A 2312-nucleotide genomic window follows, 5' to 3' on the forward strand; every position below is an offset into this window, starting at 1 on the left:
GCCTCACCCCCCCCCCGCCCTGGGGCCCCGCGCCCCCCCGCGGCGCGCCCCGCGGCGGGCGCGGGGGCGGGGGCCGGGCGGGGGGGGGGCCCCCCCCCCCGCTGCGCGTGCCGCTGCACCTGTTCGCGGGGCGGCGCGACCGGCTGGTGTCGGTGCCGGAGGTGGTGTCGTGGCGGCGGCACGCGGGGCGCGGCTGCGAGGTCCGCACGATGCCGGGCGGGCACTTCTTCGTCCGGGCCCACGAGGAGGCGTTCCTGCGCGAACTGGCCACCCTGGCACGGCGGTACGCGCGGGTGCCCGTCGCCGCGTGAGCTCCGGCCCGCTTCCCGGTCCACGGCGGCCGGGTCATGACCTCGTCATGGCCCGGCCGCCCGCATGTTCACCCCCGGCGGGTGCGCCGGTCCCTGTCCCGGCGTCCGGCGCCGGTGCCACGCTCGGTGCGGCCCCGCCCGCTCAGGAGGTACGAGTTGACGCCCACATCACCGTCGCGCGGCTGGCCGCGACCGCACGACGTACGCGTCCTGGAACCACGGCGCCTCGACCCGCTCGCCGGCCGGCTGCGGGCCGCGCTGGCCGCGCGGCCGGGCGGGACGGCCGGGGCGGCGGCGGTGCCCGCGCTCGCGCTGTGCCGGGTCTTCCGGCCCGGGCACGATCTGTTCGTCGAGGACGGCGGTGAGCTCTCGGCGGCGTGGGAACTGCTCGCCGGGGACCGGGATCCGGCCGGCGCCGCACGTCGCCCGCACGCCCTGCTGGGGGTGCGGGCGCTGTCGTACGCGGCCGGGCTCGCCCGCGCGTGCCATCTCGCCGGCGACACCGACCGGCGGGTCGTCGCCGTGGTGCGGGCCGGGGTGCTGCGGTCCGACGCGGGCCGGGCGGCGCTGGCCGAACTGGCGCACGCGCCCGGGCCCGGCGTGGTCGTGCTCGCGCTGTCGCCCGGGCCGGTGGCGCCCGGCGGCCTGTTCGACCTGGGGCACGACGGTGCGGGGCGGGCCGGCTCCGGGGGGTTCGGTTCCGCGCTGTTCGGGATGGTGCGGGAGGCGCGGGGGCTGCTCGGGTTCCCCGGGGAGCCGACCGCGGTGCCGGGCGTGGTCGTGGACGGGCGGCGGGTGCGGGAGGTCGAGGCGGCGCTGCGGCGGGCCCGGGACGCCGGGCGCACCGTCGTCGTGCGGTGCCCGGTGGAGGCGGGCGGACGCGGTGTGCCGGGGGCGCTCGCGCTGCCGGTGCCCTCGCCCGCGCCTTCGGCGGCCGGGGAGTCCTGGGCTGCCGTGTTCGACGCGGAGCTGGCGGCGGTGGGGGCGGAGCGGCCGGAGCTGATCGCGGTGTGCACCGGCGACGAACGGGCGCCTGGCATCGGCCTGTTCAGCCGTACGTTCCCCGAGCGGACGGTGACGCTCAGCGGGTCCGAGTCTCATGTGGCGGGCTGTGCGGCCGGGTTGGCGGGTGGGCAGTTGCATCCGGTGGTGCCGGTCGGGGACGGGTTCGTGGACCGGGTGGCGGCGCCGCCCGGGGTGACCTTCGTGGTCGGCGGGGATGCCGAGGTCGTACCGGGGGTGCGGTGGGCCGAGCCGCGGGACGCCGCGCGGCTGCGGGAGCTGCTCGGGGAGGCGGCCGGGGTGGGGGACGCGGTGACGGTCGTGCGGGTGCCGGACGGGGGCGTGCCGGGTGAGGTGGCGGCGGTCGCCCGGGAAGGCGGGGTCGATGTGCTCTGCGCCGGGACCGGGACCGGGCGGGACGTGCTGATCGTTGCGGTGGGGGCGGGTGCGGGGTGGGGGCTCGGGGTGGCGGCGGCCGGGCGGGAGCTCGGGCTCTCGGTGACCGTGGTGGACCCGCGCTGGGTGTCCCCCGTGCCGGAGTCGCTGGTCGGGCTGGCCGGCCGGCACGGGGTGGTCGTGGTGGTGGGGGGCGGGGACGCGTTGAGGGCTGCGCTGGCGGGGGGTGGCCTTGGCGGTGGGCCTGTGCTGGCGGTTTCGGAGGGGGATGTGGCGGGCGGGGCCCGGGCGTTCGCCCTGCGGTTGGCCGGGCGGGTGGCTTCGTTGTCGGGCGGCCTCAGAGCGTAGGCCCTCCGGGGGGCGGGCGGGTTTGAGCGGGGGCCTCGACTGACCGTCCGCCGGATGGGGGCGGGCGCGCGCCCCTCGCGGGGCACTCTTCACCCGGCCGGCCTGGCGCCGGCCCTGCCCGGTGCCTCGCCGCCGTGGCTGTTCGCGCCCACGCGGCGCAGCCGCACATCGGTACAGCCTCGCGCCCCTGAAGGGGCGCACCCGGGGCCAGGCCGACACCCCCGGCCGACCTGGCCCCGGCCCTGCTCCCACCCT

General features: G+C 80.2%; 2 protein-coding genes. Both read left to right on the top strand.

What is annotated here, in order from left to right; all coding sequences use genetic code 11:
- Positions 1-107: 107 nt before the first annotated feature.
- Entirely contained in the window at positions 108-311 is a 204-nt protein-coding gene (locus ACFW9D_RS37840; protein ID WP_384629972.1) for a hypothetical protein, read from the top strand.
- Between the two features lie 156 nt (positions 312-467).
- Complete coding sequence (locus ACFW9D_RS37845; RefSeq protein WP_384629974.1) at positions 468-2057, top strand: transketolase C-terminal domain-containing protein; 1590 nt, start codon at positions 468-470, stop codon at positions 2055-2057.
- Positions 2058-2312: the final 255 nt, after the last annotated feature.

Source organism: Streptomyces sp. NPDC059524 (assembly GCF_042749255.1).
In the GTDB taxonomy this organism is placed as follows: domain Bacteria; phylum Actinomycetota; class Actinomycetes; order Streptomycetales; family Streptomycetaceae; genus Streptomyces; species Streptomyces xanthii.